Origin of the sequence: Zhongshania sp. (genome assembly GCF_041584495.1) — a bacterium.
Lineage (GTDB): Bacteria > Pseudomonadota > Gammaproteobacteria > Pseudomonadales > Spongiibacteraceae > Spongiibacter.
The window spans coordinates 1-1,077 of sequence record NZ_JBFHDY010000326.1 but is presented as its reverse complement, the minus strand read 5'-3'; the positions used below and the strand labels follow the sequence as shown (position 1 = coordinate 1,077).

The window sequence follows — 1,077 nt, the reverse complement described above, 5'->3', positions numbered from 1 at the left end:
GTTGGTGGGTGCGGGAATTCATAAGTTTGGTCGCACTGATGGGGTGTCGGGGCTGGAGATGGGCGTCACGGCTGTTCGTTCTGCTCTGGCTGATGCCGGCGTAGACTGGAAAGATATTCAGTTTGTTTATGGTGGTTCGGCAAGCTGCGGTGCAGTGGATTCGATTCTTCCTATTTTGGGGTATACCGGTATACCGACAATTAATGTTGCCAATGGGTGTGCGACGGGTGGGTCTAGCCTCGTCTCTGCGGTGGCAGCGATTAATTCTGGAGAATACGAATTAGGTGTCGTATTAGGTTTTGATAAGCATGCCCGTGGTGCGTTTAACCTAAAACCACAGTCCCTTGGTTTACCGGAATGGTACGGCCAGGCCGGTTTTATGTTGACCACTCAGTTTTTCGCGATGAAGATTAAACGGTATATGTGGGAGTATGGCATTGATGAGGAGAGTTTGGCGCGAGTAGCTGAAAAATCCTTTGTTAATGGTGCCTTGGCAGATCATGCGTGGCGACGTACGCCGGTCGGTGTCGAGGAGATAATTTCTTCTCCGATGGTATCTGATCCGTTGCGGAAGTATATGTTTTGCTCGCCATCTGAAGGGGCTGTTGCTTTGGTGGTGGCGTCTGAAAAATATGTGAAAGAAAAAGGCCTGAGTGGGCCGCGTATAAAAGGCGTTTCCATTAAGTCAAGGCTGAAGGGCTCGTTTGAGGTCTTCTCGCCATCGATTCGTATAGACAGAGACGTATCCCCCACGGTGCTTGCTGCTCAAGACGTGTTTGAAAAAACCTCAGTTTCTCCCCGCGATATCAATATAGCACAGCTACAAGACACTGATTCTGGTGCAGAGATTATGCATATGGCAGAGAATGGTTTTTGTGAAGATGGTGAACAAGCAGCCATGCTGAAAAATGGCGACACCGGTTTGGGTGGAAAGCTGCCGATTAACACTGATGGTGGTTGTATTGCCTGTGGCGAACCGATAGCGGCGTCGGGCTTGCGTCAAGTCTATGAAAACTATACGCAATTAAAGGGACGGGCTGGAAAGCGTCAGGTTGAGGGTGTTCGTCTGGCGTATAG

At 49.7% G+C, this 1,077-nt stretch carries 1 protein-coding gene; it reads left to right on the top strand.

The genetic code is table 11. The features are described from left to right. Positions 1-1,077, top strand: a 1,077-nt coding sequence (locus ABYP33_RS19575; RefSeq protein WP_373093071.1) for a thiolase family protein, incomplete at both ends; no start/stop codon positions are given.